At 62.2% G+C, this 14,123-nt stretch carries 17 protein-coding genes and 1 tRNA gene; 4 read left to right on the top strand and 14 right to left on the bottom strand.

Translation table 11 applies throughout. The features are described from left to right. Window positions 1-2: 2 nt before the first annotated feature. Genes nuoK through E0H22_RS12830 form a run of 13 tightly spaced genes read right to left on the bottom strand, consistent with a single transcriptional unit; the run spans window position 3 to window position 10,632 of the window. Entirely contained in the window at window positions 3-311 is a 309-nt protein-coding gene (gene nuoK, locus E0H22_RS12890) for an NADH-quinone oxidoreductase subunit NuoK (protein ID WP_068730883.1), read from the bottom strand. Then, window positions 308-946: an NADH-quinone oxidoreductase subunit J gene (locus tag E0H22_RS12885; protein WP_233026014.1), complete on the bottom strand. Its 639-nt coding sequence runs from the start codon at window positions 944-946 to the stop codon at window positions 308-310. The genes nuoK and E0H22_RS12885 overlap by 4 nt, the downstream gene beginning before the upstream one ends. A 9-nt stretch (window positions 947-955) precedes the next feature. Further along, window positions 956-1,444: an NADH-quinone oxidoreductase subunit NuoI gene (gene nuoI, locus E0H22_RS12880; RefSeq protein WP_211908800.1), complete on the bottom strand. Its 489-nt coding sequence runs from the start codon at window positions 1,442-1,444 to the stop codon at window positions 956-958. A gap of 7 nt (window positions 1,445-1,451) precedes the next feature. Beyond that, window positions 1,452-2,477 carry an NADH-quinone oxidoreductase subunit NuoH gene (nuoH, locus tag E0H22_RS12875; RefSeq protein WP_233026013.1) on the bottom strand — a complete coding sequence of 342 codons (1,026 nt, stop codon included), beginning with the start codon at window positions 2,475-2,477 and terminating at the stop codon, window positions 1,452-1,454. A gap of 4 nt (window positions 2,478-2,481) precedes the next feature. Beyond that, entirely contained in the window at window positions 2,482-4,527 is a 2,046-nt protein-coding gene (gene nuoG / locus E0H22_RS12870; RefSeq protein ID WP_233026012.1) for an NADH-quinone oxidoreductase subunit NuoG, read from the bottom strand. 5 nt (window positions 4,528-4,532) lie between these two features. Further along, complete coding sequence (gene nuoF / locus E0H22_RS12865; RefSeq protein WP_233026011.1) at window positions 4,533-5,858, bottom strand: NADH-quinone oxidoreductase subunit NuoF; 1,326 nt, start codon at window positions 5,856-5,858, stop codon at window positions 4,533-4,535. 11 nt (window positions 5,859-5,869) lie between these two features. After that, the gene (locus E0H22_RS12860; RefSeq protein WP_233026010.1) at window positions 5,870-6,085 is read right to left on the bottom strand and encodes a hypothetical protein; all 216 of its coding nucleotides are present in this window, start codon (window positions 6,083-6,085) and stop codon (window positions 5,870-5,872) included. Continuing rightward, window positions 6,082-6,870, bottom strand: a complete 789-nt coding sequence (gene nuoE / locus E0H22_RS12855; RefSeq protein WP_233026009.1) for an NADH-quinone oxidoreductase subunit NuoE — start codon at window positions 6,868-6,870, stop codon at window positions 6,082-6,084. Before nuoE ends, E0H22_RS12860 begins: the two co-directional genes overlap by 4 nt. An 11-nt stretch (window positions 6,871-6,881) precedes the next feature. Next, window positions 6,882-7,847: an FkbM family methyltransferase gene (locus tag E0H22_RS12850; RefSeq protein ID WP_233026008.1), complete on the bottom strand. Its 966-nt coding sequence runs from the start codon at window positions 7,845-7,847 to the stop codon at window positions 6,882-6,884. Further along, complete coding sequence (locus E0H22_RS12845) at window positions 7,844-9,037, bottom strand: NADH-quinone oxidoreductase subunit D (protein WP_233026007.1); 1,194 nt, start codon at window positions 9,035-9,037, stop codon at window positions 7,844-7,846. Before E0H22_RS12845 ends, E0H22_RS12850 begins: the two co-directional genes overlap by 4 nt. Next, window positions 9,037-9,648: an NADH-quinone oxidoreductase subunit C gene (locus E0H22_RS12840; protein WP_233026006.1), complete on the bottom strand. Its 612-nt coding sequence runs from the start codon at window positions 9,646-9,648 to the stop codon at window positions 9,037-9,039. Before E0H22_RS12840 ends, E0H22_RS12845 begins: the two co-directional genes overlap by 1 nt. 40 nt (window positions 9,649-9,688) lie before the next feature. After that, window positions 9,689-10,276, bottom strand: coding sequence for a NuoB/complex I 20 kDa subunit family protein (locus E0H22_RS12835; RefSeq protein WP_233026005.1), 588 nt, complete (start codon window positions 10,274-10,276; stop codon window positions 9,689-9,691). Continuing rightward, on the bottom strand, window positions 10,267-10,632 hold the full coding sequence (locus E0H22_RS12830) for an NADH-quinone oxidoreductase subunit A (protein ID WP_233026004.1): 366 nt from the start codon (window positions 10,630-10,632) through the stop codon (window positions 10,267-10,269). The genes E0H22_RS12835 and E0H22_RS12830 overlap by 10 nt, the downstream gene beginning before the upstream one ends. A 457-nt stretch (window positions 10,633-11,089) precedes the next feature. On the opposite strand from E0H22_RS12830, the gene E0H22_RS12825 reads away from it, so the two are divergent. Next, window positions 11,090-11,341, top strand: a complete 252-nt coding sequence (locus tag E0H22_RS12825; protein ID WP_233026003.1) for a hypothetical protein — start codon at window positions 11,090-11,092, stop codon at window positions 11,339-11,341. A gap of 224 nt (window positions 11,342-11,565) precedes the next feature. Next, window positions 11,566-11,802, top strand: a complete 237-nt coding sequence (locus E0H22_RS12820) for a DUF3072 domain-containing protein (RefSeq protein ID WP_233026002.1) — start codon at window positions 11,566-11,568, stop codon at window positions 11,800-11,802. Between the two features lie 145 nt (window positions 11,803-11,947). Here E0H22_RS12820 and E0H22_RS12815 read toward each other — a convergent pair. Further along, window positions 11,948-12,024: transfer RNA gene (locus E0H22_RS12815), tRNA-Asp, on the bottom strand. A 243-nt stretch (window positions 12,025-12,267) separates the two neighbouring features. On the opposite strand from E0H22_RS12815, the gene E0H22_RS12810 reads away from it, so the two are divergent. Continuing rightward, window positions 12,268-12,585, top strand: coding sequence for an HU family DNA-binding protein (locus E0H22_RS12810; protein WP_233026001.1), 318 nt, complete (start codon window positions 12,268-12,270; stop codon window positions 12,583-12,585). Between the two features lie 86 nt (window positions 12,586-12,671). After that, a complete protein-coding gene (gene pepT / locus E0H22_RS12805) occupies window positions 12,672-13,934 on the top strand; it encodes a peptidase T (RefSeq protein ID WP_233026000.1) in 1,263 nt (420 codons plus the stop codon). Window positions 13,935-14,123 lie beyond the last annotated feature (189 nt).

The following is a 14,123-nucleotide window of genomic DNA, read 5'->3' as shown; positions in this document are numbered from 1 at the left end:
GCTCAGCCCTTCATCAGATTGACGTCTTCAACCGCGATCGAGCCGCGGTTGCGGAAATACACGACGAGCACGGCGAGACCGATCGCCGCTTCAGCGGCCGCAACGGTCAGCACCAGCAGCGCAAACACCTGACCGACGATGTCGCCGAGGAAGGTCGAGAACGCCACCATGTTGATGTTGACCGCCAGCAGGATCAGTTCGATCGACATCAGGATGACGATGATGTTCTTCCGGTTCAGGAAGATGCCGAGAATACCCAGCGTGAACAGGATCGCCGCGACGGCGAGATAGTGTCCGAGACCGATCGTCATTTGATCCAGCTCCCTGAATCGGAATCCTGCAGGCCCTGCCCGACCGGCACCTTGCGCACATCCATGGCGAGCGCCTTGGTGCGTGCGTTCTGGACGTTGATGTCCTGGCGCTTGACGTAGCCGCGATGGCGCAGCGTCAGCACGATGGCGCCGATCATCGCCACCAGCAGCACGAGACCGGCGAGCTGGAAGTAATGGATGTAGGTCGTATAGAGCACGAGGCCGAGCGCCTCGGTGTTGGTGACATTGCCCGGGATCGCCGCGGTGATCGCCTTGCCGGCGTTGGGATTCATCACCCAGCCGCCGGCGACGAGCAGCAGCTCGGCCAGGAAGATCGCGCCGACCAGCAGGCCGACCGGCAGATACTGGATGAAGCCTTCACGCAGCTGCGCGAAGTCGACATCGAGCATCATGATCACGAACAGGAACAGCACCGCGACCGCGCCGACATAGACGACGATCAGCAGCATCGCCAGGAACTCGGCGCCCATCAGGATGAACAGGCCCGATGCGTTCACGAAAGCGAGGATCAGGAACAGCACCGAATGCACAGGATTACGCGACGCGATCACCATGACCGCGCAGGCGACGCAAACGCCGGCGAACAGATAGAAGAACAGTGCGGGGAAGATCATGATTGCCCCTTACCGGTACGGTGCGTCGAGCGCGAGCGACTTGGCGATCTCGCGTTCCCAGCGGTCGCCGTTGGCGAGCAGCTTGGCCTTGTCATAGAAAAGCTCCTCGCGCGTCTCGGTGGCGAATTCGAAATTCGGCCCCTCGACGATAGCGTCGACCGGACAGGCTTCCTGGCACAGTCCGCAATAGATGCACTTCACCATGTCGATGTCGTAGCGCACCGTGCGGCGGGTGCCGTCGTTGCGGCGCGGGCCGGCCTCGATGGTGATCGCCTGCGCCGGGCAGACCGCTTCGCACAGCTTGCACGCGATGCAGCGCTCCTCGCCGTTGGGATAACGGCGCAGCGCATGCTCACCGCGGAAGCGCGGCGAGATCGGCCCCTTCTCGAACGGATAGTTCAAGGTCGGCTTCGGCTTGAAGAAATACCGCATGGCGAGAACGAACGCTTGCGCGAACTCTGCCAGCAGAAGCGAGTGAGCTGTTGCCCTGATATTCATAGCGACCTCATTTCGGAGCCAGGCCCCCGAATTGCAGCACGCCGGCGACGATAATCACGTAGGCCAGCGACAGCGGCAGAAACACCTTCCAGCCGAGACGCATCAGCTGGTCGTAGCGGTAGCGCGGCACGATCGCCTTCGCCATCGCGAACAGGAAGAACATGAACATCACCTTGATGGCGAACCAGATGATGCCTGGCACCCAGGTGAACGGTGCGAACGGGATCGGCGACAGCCAGCCGCCGAGGAACATGATGGTCGCCAGCGCGCACATCGAAACGATGGCGACATATTCGCCGAGCATGAACAGCAGATACGGGGTCGAGCCGTATTCCGTCATGAAGCCTGCGACCAGTTCCGATTCCGCTTCGACGAGATCGAACGGCGGGCGGTTGGTTTCAGCCAGCGCCGAGACGTAGAACACCACGAACATCGGAAACAGCGGGATGAAGTACCAGCCGAGGATGCCCCACTTGGAATCCTGCGCCATGACGATCGAGGTCAGGTTCAGCGAACCGACGCAGAGCAGCACCGTGATGATCACGAAGCCGATCGAGACTTCGTAGGACACCATCTGCGCGGCAGCGCGCAGCGCCGACAGGAAGGGATACTTCGAGTTCGACGCCCAGCCGGCCATGATGATGCCATAGATCGACAGCGACGAGATCGCGAAGATGTAGAGCACGCCGACATTGAGGTCGGCAATGACCCATCCGAGATTCATCGGGATCACGGCCCAGGCGGCAAGCGCCAGGATACATGACACCAGCGGCGCCAGCAGGAACACGCCCTTGTTCGAACCCGACGGAACCACCGGCTCCTTCAGCACGAACTTCAAGAGGTCGGCGAACGACTGCAACAGACCGAACGGACCGACCACGTTGGGACCGCGGCGGATCTGCACGGCCGCCCAGATCTTGCGGTCAGCCAACAGGATGTAGGCGATCGCCACCAGCAGCAATACGAGCACAAGAAGGCTCTGTGCGATCATGATGATCAGCGGCCAGAGAGTGCCAGTCCAGAGTTCAGCCATCGTCTTACTCCGCCGCCGTCAGCAACTGGCCCGAGGCCAGACGGGAGCATTCCGCCATGACGGCTGACGCACGCGCGATCGGGTTGGTGAGGTAGAAATCCTCGACCGGGCTCTTAAATGGCGCCTTGTCGACGGCGCCACCCTTCCCTGCGAGGGTCTTGATTGCTGCGGCATCGCCGGCCTCGATCTGATCGAGACGCATGAGATGCGGCACCTGCTTGAAGATCGCCTGGCGCAGCTGCGCCAGCGAGTCGAAGGGCAGCTTCTTGCCGAGCACGTCTGACAGTGCGCGGATGATCGCCCAGTCCTCGCGGGCGTCGCCCGGCGGGAAGCCGGCACGCTCCGCCATCTGCACCCGGCCTTCGGTATTCACGAAGATACCGGATTTTTCCGTATAGGCCGAGCCCGGCAGGATCACGTCGGCGCGATGGGCACCCTTGTCACCGTGGGTGCCGATGTAGACGACGAAGGCGCCGGTGGCGATCTCGACGTCATCGGCGCCGAGCGAGAACACGACATCTGCACCCTTCGCGCCCTGCCCGCCGGCGAAGCCGATATCGAGCGCACCGACCGTCGAGGCGGCCGAGTGCAGCACCGCAAAGCCGTTCCAGCCGTCCTTGATGGCGCCGACATCGGAGGCGAGCTTGGCGGCCTGCGCCAGCACGGCGGCGCCGTCCGCACGCGAGGTCACGCCGGCGCCGACCAGCACGATCGGGTTCTGGGCGTTCTTGAGCACGTCGGCAAACGAGTGCTTGCCGGCAACGACATCAGCCAGCGTATCGGTGCCGGCGCCGAGATGCTCGTAGCGATAGGTCAGATCGGCCTTCTCGCCGATCACGCCGATCTTCAGCTTGCCACCGCGCCAGGCCTTGCGGATGCGGGCGTTGAGCACGGCCGCTTCCTTGCGCGGGTTGGCGCCCACGATCAGCAGCGCATCGGCCTGCTCGATGCCGGCAATGGTTGGATTGAAGATGTAGGATGCGCGGCCGGCGCTTGCGTCGAACGCAGCGGTCGAAGCCGTCGCGACATTGCTGGAGCCCAGTGAAGCCAGCAGCGCCTTGATGGCGAACATCTCCTCGACGGCGGCGAGATCGCCGGCGATGGCGGCAACCTTGTTGCCGACCGCCGACACCTTCGCAGCGACGGCGGCGAAAGCCTCGCTCCAGGTTGCAGCGCGCAGCTTGCCGTTCTCGCGCAGATACGGACGGTCGAGGCGCTGGGTGCGCAGACCGTCAACGACGTGCCGGGTCTTGTCCGAGATCCATTCCTCGTTCACCGCCTCGTTGACGCGCGGCAGGATGCGCATCACTTCGCGGCCACGGGTATCGACGCGGATCGCCGAGCCGACCGCGTCCATCACGTCGATGGACTGGGTCTTGCCGAGCTCCCACGGGCGCGCCGCGAAGGCGTAAGGCTTCGAGGTCAGCGCACCCACCGGGCAGATATCGACGAGATTGCCCTGCAGTTCGGACGTCAGCGCGGTTTCGAGGAAGGAGGTGATCTCCATGTCCTCGCCGCGTCCGATGGCGCCCATCTCCGGCGCACCGGCGACTTCCGCAGCGAAGCGGACGCAGCGCGTGCACTGGATGCAGCGGGTCATCGAGGTCTTGACCAGCGCGCCCAGATACTTGTCCTCGACCGCGCGCTTGTTTTCGGCGAAGCGGCTGGTGTCGACACCATAGCCCATCGCCTGATCCTGCAGATCGCACTCGCCGCCCTGATCGCAGATCGGGCAATCCAGCGGGTGGTTGATGAGCAGGAATTCCATCACGCCTTCGCGGGCCTTCTTGACCATCGGCGAACGCGTGGAGATTTCCGGCGGCTCACCATTCGGGCCAGGACGGCAGTCGCGCACGCCCCAGGCACAGCTCGCGACCGGCTTCGGTCCGCCCTTCACTTCCACCAGACACATGCGGCAATTGCCGGCGATCGACAGGCGCTCGTGATAGCAGAAGCGCGGAATCTCGGCACCGGCCGCTTCGCACGCCTGCAGCAGCGTGTAATCCGCCGGGACCTCGATCTCTTTGCCGTCGATGATCAGTTTCGTCATTGCCCTTACTCCGCCGCGACCAGATGCGCGGGATCGAGGATGCCCTGATCATCGAGCGAAGCCTTGCGGCTGAACTCTTCGATGCGGCGTTCGATCTCCGGGCGGAAGGCGCGGATCAGGCCCTGCACCGGCCACGCGGCGGCATCGCCGAGCGCGCAGATGGTGTGGCCTTCGACCTGCTTGGTGACTTCGAGCAGCATGTCGATCTCGCGCTTGTGGGCGCGGCCCTCGACCATGCGGGTGAGCACGCGCCACATCCAGCCAGTGCCTTCGCGGCACGGCGTGCACTGGCCGCAGCTCTCATGCTTGAAGAAGTAGCTGATGCGGGCAATCGCCGCGACGACGTCGGTGGACTTGTCCATGACGATGACGCCGGCGGTGCCGAACGAGGATTTCACGGCGCGAGTGCCGTCGAAGTCCATGATGAGTTCTTCGCAATCCGCAGCGGGGATCAGCGGGCACGAGGCACCGCCGGGAATGATCGCAAGCAGATTGTCCCATCCGCCGCGGATGCCGCCGCCATGCTTCTCGATGAGCTCCTTGAACGGAATGCTCATGGCGTCCTCGACGACGCAAGGCGTGTTGACGTGGCCGGAGATGCCGTAAAGCTTGGTGCCGACATTGTTCGGACGGCCGATGCCGGCGAACCACGACGCACCACGACGCAGGATGTCCGGCGCAACCGCGATGGACTCCACGTTGTTCACGGTGGTCGGGCAGCCATAGAGACCGACATTGGCCGGGAACGGCGGCTTCAGCCGCGGCTGGCCCTTCTTGCCTTCGAGGCTTTCGAGCAGCGCGGTTTCTTCACCGCAAATGTAAGCGCCGGCGCCATGGGCGACATAGAGGTCGAACGGCCAGCCATGGATGTTGTTCTTGCCGATCAGATTGGCGTCGTAAGCCTGATCGATCGCCGCCTGCAGGCGCTCGCGCTCGCGGATGAATTCGCCGCGGACATAGATGTAGCAGGCATTCGCGCCCATGGCGAAAGACGCGATCAGGCAGCCTTCGACCAGCGTATGCGGATCATGGCGCATGATCTCGCGGTCTTTACAGGTACCCGGCTCGGACTCGTCGGCATTGACGACCAGATAGCTCGGACGGCCGTCCTTGCTCTCCTTCGGCATGAAGGACCACTTCATGCCGGTGGGGAAGCCGGCGCCGCCGCGGCCGCGCAGGCCCGACGCCTTCATCTCGTTGATGATCCAGTCGCGCCCCTTGTCGATGATGGTCTTGGTACCATCCCAGCCGCCGCGGCGGCGCGCGCCATCGAGACCCCAGTCTTCGAGGCCGTACAGATTGCGGAAGATGCGATCCTTGTCGTCGAGCATGGCTTCCTCGATCAGCGATTGGTTTGCTTGAAAGCGATCACTGCGGCGCCAAGGCCGAAGGCCATCGCCCAGATCAAGCTCGATTCAAGCGTGGACTGCAGGACGAAACGCTGCAGGATGAACATGAACGCAGCTGCAGCCGCGGTGTGCAGCAACATATACAGCCACTTGTTCATGGCATCGTCCCCCGACTTCAATGCAATGGCTTTGGCGCGCGCCCGCTTCATTTTTTGGGCTCCTTCGGCGTCTTGTCCTTCGGCGGATTGTCCTTGGTCGCGTCAGCCGCTGGCGGCTTCGGCGCAGGCCGTTCCTGGACATTGGCAGCCTCGCCCGCCTTCTTCGGCTCGGCATCGGCAAGCGCCGGCTCCTTCGGCGGAGCGTCGAACTGCTTGGTGTAGTTCGCAGACGTATCCTTCAGCACGCGCGCGCCACCTTCCGGCGCCGCATGCTGGCGATCGATCTGCGGACCCGGCTTCGGCGGATTGCCCGAGGCAAAACCGTCGATCAGCTTGTTCATGCTGTCCTTGGTGAGATCCTCATAGGTATCGGACCAGATCATCACCATCGGCGCATTCACGCAGGCGCCGAGGCACTCGACCTCCTCCCACGAGAAGTCCCCGTCTTCCGACAGATGGAACGGATCGTGATGGATACGATGCTTGCAGACATCGATCAGGTCGCCGGCGCCGCGCAGCATGCAGGGCGTGGTGCCGCAGACCTGGATGTGGGCCTTCTTGCCGACCGGCTGCAGCTGGAACATGGTGTAGAAGGTCGCGACCTCCATCACGCGGATATACGGCATTTCCAGCATGTCGGCGACGTAGCGGATCGCAGCTTCCGACACCCAGCCGGCATGTTGCTCCTGCGCGCGCCACAGGATCGAGATCACCGCGGAGGCCTGACGGCCGGGCGGAAATTTCTCGATCTGCTTCTTTGCCCACGCCAGATTCTCGGGCGTGAACGCGAAGGATGCGGGCTGCTGCTCTTTCGGGGCCAGACGGCGGACAGACATGGTGGTTACTCTCAGTGAGCGCGGCGCGCCGCGCTCGCATTCAGGCGATTGAAGCGATCGAGCCAGAACGCACTGGAGGTACCGAACACATTGTAGCCAACGTGTTTGGACACCTTGATGCGGTCGAGAATCGACGGCTCGGTCACGGTTTCGAAGCGGTTGGTGACGGGATCATGCACGATCAGCGACAGCGGTGTCTGATCCAGAATGTAGCGCGAGACCGTATGGGCGGGGTCATTGCCATGCTCTTCGCACATGATGACCGAGTCGCCTTGCAGCAGACGCGGGCCGCCCTTGATGGCCTCGATCTCGACGCCCTCGACGTCGAGCTTGATGAGATATTTTCCGCCCGCCGACAGCTTGCCGTCATCGAGCAGGTTGTCGAGCGCGATGACAGACACTTCCTCGCCGGCACTCTGATCGCCCGCGATGCTGAAGGCCTCATGCTTGGTGCCGGACAGACGTGCCGTGCCGCGCGCCGAGCCGATCGCGCACTTGATGACCTCGAAGCGGTCACCATTGATCCGGGCGTTGTTGGCAAGCTTCGGGAAATTCTCCCCCGACGGCTCGATGGCGATCGCCTTGTGCGAACCGAACGGCGCGCTCGACACCAGCACCGACCAGTAGCCATAATTCGCGCCGCAATCGAGCAGCGTGTAGTCGACATCGACCGAGTTCTTGAACAGCAGTTCGAGCTCGTCTTCATAGGAAAAGCCGCGATCCAGCAGCTTGCTCCAGTAACCGTCGCCGAACGGGAACGCGAACAGCGCGTCTGCATTCAGGCTCACCACGAGATCGCGCGCCGGCAGCACAGTCCGGCGCATCAGGTTGGCGCACATGTTGTAGCCGCGATGAGAGAACGAGGCCGACATCTTTGCCCCCGCAGCCAGCACGCACGACATCGTGCGCTCCCAGAGATTCACTCCCTGGAGCACGCCCGATACGCGATCGAACTGGATGGGCGGCGTCAACGTCACCGATCGACCTCTCCGAACACGATGTCGATGGAGCCGAGGATGGCGGACACGTCAGCGAGCTGGTGGCCGCGGCACAGGAAATCCATCGCCTGCAGATGCGCGAAACCCGGTGCGCGGATCTTGCACTTGTACGGCTTGTTGCTGCCGTCCGAGACCAGGTACACGCCGAACTCGCCCTTCGGCGCTTCCACGGCGGCATAGACCTCGCCCTCGGGCACGCGAACGCCCTCGGTATAGAGTTTGAAGTGATGGATCAGCGCTTCCATCGAGCGCTTCATCTCGCCGCGACGCGGTGGCGAAATCTTGTGATCGTCGACCACGACAGGTCCCTGCCCGTCAGCCGCGCGCAGTTTGGCGATGCACTGCTTCATGATCTTCGTCGACTGCCGCATCTCCTCGACGCGGATGCAGTAGCGATCGTAGCAGTCGCCGTTCTTGCCGATCGGAATGTCGAAATCCATCTCGGCATAGCATTCATAGGGCTGCGCCTTGCGCAGATCCCACGACGCGCCGGAGCCGCGCACCATCACGCCGGAGAAGCCCCACTTCCAGGCGTCTTCCAGTTTCACCACGCCGATATCGACGTTGCGCTGCTTGAAGATGCGGTTGTTGGTGAGCAGTGTCTCGAGATCGTCGAGCACTTGCGGGAAGGCATCGCACCAGGCGTCGATGTCGTTGATCAGCGCGGGCGGCAGATCCTGATGCACGCCGCCGACGCGGAAGAACGCGGCATGCATGCGCGAACCCGAGGCGCGCTCATAAAACACCATCAGCTTCTCGCGCTCTTCGAAGCCCCACAGCGGCGGGGTCAGCGCGCCGACGTCCATCGCCTGCGTGGTGACGTTGAGCAGATGCGACAGGATGCGGCCGATCTCCGAATACAGCACGCGGATCAGTTGGCCACGACGCGGCACGGCGATGCCGAGCAGCTTTTCCGCAGCGAGACAGAAGGCGTGCTCCTGATTCATCGGCGCGACGTAATCGAGGCGATCGAAATACGGGATCGCCTGCATATAGGTCTTCTGCTCGATCAGCTTCTCAGTGCCGCGGTGAAGCAGGCCGATATGCGGATCGACGCGCTCGACGATTTCACCGTCGAGTTCGAGGACCAGACGCAACACACCGTGGGCCGCCGGATGCTGCGGACCAAAGTTGATCGTAAAATTACGGACGCCGGGCTGATCGTTCATCACTTAACCCCTGCCTTCTCGTCGCCGGGCAGCACCGGATAGTCGGCGCCTTCCCATGGCGACAGGAAGTCGAACTTGCGGAATTCCTGATTGAGCCGAACCGGCTCATAGATCACGCGCTTTTCCTGATCGTCGTAACGAACCTCGACGAAACCGGTGAGCGGAAAATCCTTGCGCAGCGGATGGCCGTCGAAGCCGTAATCCGTCAGCAGACGACGCATGTCGGGATGGCCGACGAAGATCACGCCATAGAGGTCATAGGCCTCGCGCTCGAACCAGTCGGCGCCAGGAAACACGTCGATGATCGACGGCACCTGCGTGGTTTCCGATGCCGCGATCTTCACGCGCAGACGCACGTTCAAGAACGGCGACATCAGATGATAGACGACGTCGAAACGCTTCTCGCGGCCGGGATAGTCGACCGCGGTGGCGTCAGTGAAATTGACGAAACGACAGCCGGGATCGTCACGCAGGAAGCGCATGACCTCGACGATCCCCGACGCTTCCGCGACGATCGTCAGCTGGCCGTACGCGACCGAATGCGAGAGAGCGGCACCAGGAAGGGCGCCGACAATCGTCTGACCCAGTGTGTCGAGTCTCACATCGTCCATGACATAGCCTTAAAGGTTCGCAGTCTTAGCGTTCGCAAGATTACCGTTCGATGGTGCCGACTCGCCGGATCTTCTTCTGCAGCAGCAACACCCCGTAGAGCAGGGCTTCTGCGGTGGGCGGGCAGCCGGGCACATAGATGTCGATCGGCACGATGCGGTCACAACCGCGGACCACTGAATAGGAATAGTGGTAGTAGCCGCCGCCATTGGCGCATGATCCCATCGAGATCACATAGCGAGGCTCCGGCATCTGGTCATAGACCTTGCGCAGCGCCGGCGCCATCTTGTTGGTCAGCGTGCCGGCAACGATCATCACATCCGACTGGCGCGGCGAAGCACGCGGCGCGAAGCCGAAACGCTCCACGTCGTAACGCGGCATCGACACTTGCATCATCTCGACCGCGCAGCAGGCGAGACCGAAGGTCATCCACATCAGCGAGCCGGTGCGCGCCCAGGTGATCAGGTCGTCAGCCGCAGCGACGAAGAAGCCCTTGTCGGACAGCTCGGCATTGACCTCGAGGAAATACGGATCGTTCGCGCCGACCGGCTTGCCGGTGGACGGATCGATGATGCCACGCGGCGCCTGCGCGATCGCAGGAGCCGGTGCGGTTGCGGAGCTCAATCCCATTCGAGCGCGCCTTTCTTCCATTCATAGGCGAAGCCGACGGTAAGCACGCCGAGAAACACGATCATCGACCAGAAGCCGGCGATGCCCACCTTGCCGAATGCCACCGCCCACGGAAACAGGAACGCGACTTCGAGGTCGAAAATGATGAAGAGAATCGCCACCAGATAGAAGCGCACATCGAACTTCATGCGGGCATCGTCAAAAGCGTTGAATCCGCATTCATACGCGGACAGCTTTTCCGGATCCGGGCTCTGATAAGCGACGAGGAATGGCGCGATCAGCAACGACAAACCGATGACGGAAGCGATGCCGATGAAGACCACAAGTGGAAGATAATTCTGCAAGATGCCGTTCATCGGCGATCCCTAACCCCGTGGCGCGGAAACTGCCACAGATTCGAACATTGGAATGGTTCTGAGCCTTAGCGCAGCGCAACAAGCCATGCAAGACGAGGAATGTTGACAGTTTTCCATCCAGCCATGCGCGTTACGCCTTATGGCAGGGCAATGCCAGCAGTCTCTCAAGGCCACACCTTTTCGTGTGAAAACCCAACCTTCCCGATAGGTTTCAGAAGATTGAACGAAGCCGCGGAGCAGCGAAGGAATGCCACAGGCAAATGCATCATTCCCAGCCCTTCGTCCGGCCAACGTGTGGACACATCGAGCCCGGTCAACCAGCAGGCCGTGCGGCCGCCTTCCGGAGCGTGCTGCAACGCACCGTCGAAAAATTCATTCTGACGGCGAACCAAATCCCAGGAAATTCGTATCCTGTTAGCCAGTGCTGTGCTGGCCTATCCAATGACAAGGGGTTCCCATGACGAAGTTCTTGATCACGGCAGCAGCGCTTTCCGTCCTTGCTCTCGCCCCCGCATCGGCCAAGCCGCTGATGATGGGGTGCAGCGGCGATAACATGATGAAAGTGAACGACAAGGCCACCGGCATGGCCGACGGCCCGCAGAAGATGATGATGAATCGCGAGATCGGCATGGCGAATACGGCGATCTCCAACGGGGACGTGCGCGGCTGCAATATGCACCTTCTGAATGCGCAGAAGATGATGCGATGAAACCGGGCAGCGCCGGCGTGACGAACGCCGGTAATGCCGAGGTCCTGCGGTAACGCGGAAGACATTTACGAAAAATACGGCTGCGTCCTGCGATCGGCGCAGCCGTATCGACGGATCGGACGATTCGGAGATTTATCTTGGCGAGACCGGAGATATCGAGTATAGAACAAAACAAGAACTTTATAGCAAGAGCTCTCTCTCTGCCCGAACGACCGGAGGCCTTGATGACCCCTGCCCCACTTTCCGTCGCTCCCGTGATGGCTCCCCCGAGTGCCGATCATGCCGGCGCCCTGCTTGACCGGTTGTCCGGACCTATGACACGCAGCCAGGCATTGACGCTGAAGTCGCTGGCGATCGAGGCCTATCAGCCCCGGCAGTTCGAAGCGTCGCTGACCCGCGCCGAGGCGGCGCGGCGGATTCAGGCCCTGCGCGACGAAATCGCGCTAGCGGATTCATTCTGAGCGCGAAGCGCTGGAAATAACGGGAATCCAGACACGCACTATCGTTGCCGCAGATGCGCACGCATCGCACGACATGTCGGAGGCGGTATATCGGAAGAGATCTTGATGTGAGGATTTCTGCTGACGATCACCATTCCGGCTGGAATGGCGCGAGAGACGGGACTCGAACCCGCGGCCTCCGCCGTGACAGGGCGGCGCTCTAACCAACTGAGCTACTCCCGCGTGGACGTGGACTGTGTCCCGCAGTGAGGCTGGACATAAAGGGAGGTCATGACGAAGTCAAGCAGCTTGGCGAGACCTTTTTGAACCGTCCCCACCCGTCCACGGTTCGGCCGTTTCAAGGCAGCGAATGCAAATAACCCCATATTTTACGGGCAAAACGACATAGGCGGCTTCGCGCCGAATCGTCTAAGCCCTCGGGCGTCCCAGGTTTTGTGACGGTTACTAATGGAAAGGCCAGCTCTCATGGCAGATACCCCTGACACGCCCGCGAAGGCGCCCGCGCCCGCGACGATCACCCTCAAGCATCTGGCGGCTGCCCTGGCCGAAAACCACGAACTGTCGAAGAAGAAGGCCGAAGAGATTCTCACCGACATGGTCGGCAAGATGACCGAGCATCTGAAGAACGGCGAGCGCATCCGCATCGTCGGTCTCGGTATCCTGCAGGTCCGCACCCGCGCCGCCCGCACCGGCCGCAACCCGGCCACCGGTGAAGAGATCCAGATCAAGGCCAGCAAGAAGGTCGCCTTCCGGCCGGCCAAGGAGCTGAAGGACGCGGTTTGATCCGTAGCTTTCGCCATCGCGCTTCGGGCCACGGCCCGGAGCGTCGCTCCGCAGATTTTCGGATAACCATTTCTGGCGAGTGACCCATGACAGCGACGTCGGCCATCTCTTTCACGCATGACGTCCTCGAGCGCTTCCTGCGCTATGTCGTGATCGACACCCAGTCCGACCCGGCCTCCCCCACCTGTCCCTCGACGGCCAAGCAGAAAGACCTCGGCGCACTGCTCGCGCGCGAGCTGCAGGAGCTCGGCTTGGCCGACGCGCATCTCGACGAACACGGCTATGTCTATGCGACAATTCCGGCGACGTCGGACAAGCACGTACCTGTAATCTGCTTCTGTTCGCACATGGATACGTCGCCGGATTGCAGCGGCGCCGATGTGAAGCCGCAGATCGTCCGTAACTATCGGGGCGGCGACATCGTGCTGCCCGCAGATAAGACGCAAATCATTCGCGTCAGGGACAATCCGGCGCTCGCCGACCAGATCGGCCACGATATCGTCACCACCGACGGCACAACCCTGCTTGGCGCCGACAACAAGGCCGGCATCGCCGAGATCATGGACGCCGCGCGCTTCCTGATTGCCAATCCCGACATCAGACACGGCACCATCAAGATCCTGTTCACGCCGGACGAGGAGATCGGCCGCGGCGTCGACAAGGTCGATCTGAAAAAGCTCGCAGCCGATTTCGCCTATACGATGGATGGCGAGACCGCCGGCCATATCGAGGACGAGACCTTCTCCGCCGATGCAGCGGTGATCAGCATCACCGGCGTCGCCGCCCATCCGGGCTTCGCCAAGGGCAAGATGGAGCATGCCATCAAGATTGCTGCGGCGATCGTCGAGCGGCTGCCGAAAGACACCTGCTCGCCCGAGACCACGGAAGGCAGGCAAGGCTTCCTGCACCCGACCGGCATTTCCGGTTCTCTGGAGCAGGCCACCCTCAGCCTGATCGTGCGCGATTTCACCGCGGAGGGGCTGCAGGAGAAGGAAGCCCTGCTGCAATCCATCGTCAATGACGTACTGGCCTCCTATCCACACTCGACCGCATCCATCGCGATCACCGAACAGTATCGCAACATGAAGCAGGTGATCGACCGGCATCCGCATGGCGTCGACTACGCCATCGAGGCGATCCGGCGTGCTGGCCTGACGCCGGTCCGGGGCAGCATTCGCGGCGGCACGGACGGCTCGCGCTTGTCTTTCATGGGCCTGCCCTGCCCGAACATTTTCGCCGGCGAACACGCCTTCCATGGCCGCACCGAATGGGTCAGCGTGCAGGATATGGAGAAGGCAGCGGAAACCATCGTGCATCTGGCGATGATCTGGGAAGAGCGGTCAGCCTAGACTGCCGCTCTGGTAACCCGCAACCGTGAAACGGAGCGGGACGCCTTCAGCTGCTATTCCTGCCGCGTCGTCCGATCACATTCGGCGTCTTCCACATTCGTCTTCCGACTGATTGCGTCTGACTCACGCGTCGCTATCCTGTTTCAAAACGGCCCGCGAAGCGCTTCGGCGCGGGACATGGGCGAGCGA

Source organism: Rhodopseudomonas boonkerdii, from assembly GCF_021184025.1.
GTDB lineage: Bacteria > Pseudomonadota > Alphaproteobacteria > Rhizobiales > Xanthobacteraceae > Tardiphaga > Tardiphaga boonkerdii.
The sequence above is the reverse complement of the archived record's forward strand: the minus strand, read 5'-3'. Positions and strand labels throughout refer to the sequence as shown.

Excerpts from the sequence above, each read along its gene's own strand:
- nuoK (WP_068730883.1), bottom strand. The coding sequence starts at position 311 with ATGACGATCGGTCTCGGACACTATCTCGCCGTCGCGGCGATCCTGTTC.
- E0H22_RS12885 (WP_233026014.1), bottom strand. The coding sequence starts at position 946 with ATGATCTTCCCCGCACTGTTCTTCTATCTGTTCGCCGGCGTTTGCGTC.
- nuoI (WP_211908800.1), bottom strand. The coding sequence starts at position 1,444 with ATGAATATCAGGGCAACAGCTCACTCGCTTCTGCTGGCAGAGTTCGCG.
- nuoH (WP_233026013.1), bottom strand. The coding sequence starts at position 2,477 with ATGGCTGAACTCTGGACTGGCACTCTCTGGCCGCTGATCATCATGATC.
- nuoG (WP_233026012.1), bottom strand. The coding sequence starts at position 4,527 with ATGACGAAACTGATCATCGACGGCAAAGAGATCGAGGTCCCGGCGGAT.
- nuoF (WP_233026011.1), bottom strand. The coding sequence starts at position 5,858 with ATGCTCGACGACAAGGATCGCATCTTCCGCAATCTGTACGGCCTCGAA.
- E0H22_RS12860 (WP_233026010.1), bottom strand. The coding sequence starts at position 6,085 with ATGAAGCGGGCGCGCGCCAAAGCCATTGCATTGAAGTCGGGGGACGAT.
- nuoE (WP_233026009.1), bottom strand. The coding sequence starts at position 6,870 with ATGTCTGTCCGCCGTCTGGCCCCGAAAGAGCAGCAGCCCGCATCCTTC.
- E0H22_RS12845 (WP_233026007.1), bottom strand. The coding sequence starts at position 9,037 with ATGAACGATCAGCCCGGCGTCCGTAATTTTACGATCAACTTTGGTCCG.
- E0H22_RS12840 (WP_233026006.1), bottom strand. The coding sequence starts at position 9,648 with ATGGACGATGTGAGACTCGACACACTGGGTCAGACGATTGTCGGCGCC.
- E0H22_RS12835 (WP_233026005.1), bottom strand. The coding sequence starts at position 10,276 with ATGGGATTGAGCTCCGCAACCGCACCGGCTCCTGCGATCGCGCAGGCG.
- E0H22_RS12830 (WP_233026004.1), bottom strand. The coding sequence starts at position 10,632 with ATGAACGGCATCTTGCAGAATTATCTTCCACTTGTGGTCTTCATCGGC.
- E0H22_RS12825 (WP_233026003.1), top strand. The coding sequence starts at position 11,090 with ATGACGAAGTTCTTGATCACGGCAGCAGCGCTTTCCGTCCTTGCTCTC.
- E0H22_RS12820 (WP_233026002.1), top strand. The coding sequence starts at position 11,566 with ATGACCCCTGCCCCACTTTCCGTCGCTCCCGTGATGGCTCCCCCGAGT.
- E0H22_RS12810 (WP_233026001.1), top strand. The coding sequence starts at position 12,268 with ATGGCAGATACCCCTGACACGCCCGCGAAGGCGCCCGCGCCCGCGACG.
- pepT (WP_233026000.1), top strand. The coding sequence starts at position 12,672 with ATGACAGCGACGTCGGCCATCTCTTTCACGCATGACGTCCTCGAGCGC.